The sequence below is a fragment of the Clostridium tarantellae genome (assembly GCF_009295725.1).
Taxonomy (GTDB): Bacteria; Bacillota; Clostridia; order Clostridiales; family Clostridiaceae; genus Sarcina; species Sarcina tarantellae.
The window spans coordinates 1-255 of the sequence record NZ_WHJC01000707.1 but is presented as its reverse complement, the minus strand read 5'-3'; the positions used below and the strand labels follow the sequence as shown (position 1 = coordinate 255).

General features: G+C 36.5%; 1 protein-coding gene. It reads left to right on the top strand.

What is annotated here, in order from left to right:
* A partial coding sequence (locus tag GBZ86_RS19130; RefSeq protein ID WP_479690765.1) for a carbohydrate-binding protein occupies positions 1 to 255 on the top strand: 255 nt, incomplete at both ends.

Sequence of the window (255 nt, the reverse complement as noted above, 5' to 3'; positions counted from 1 at the left end):
GGAGGACCAAGTGATGGTGCAACTACCTTAACTGTAAATGTAGCAGCTGCAGGAAAGTATAATTTAGCAGTGAAGTATATAGGGGCAGATGCTAATAGAAACTTAAAGATAGATATAAATGGAACAAACACAGGAGAAGTTTACACTCCAATACCAACTAATGGATGGTCCATAGGAGATGCTAAGACCTTTACTGTGGCAGTAAATTTAAATAGTGGAATAAATACTATTAAGTTCCATGGAGATGGAATAAAC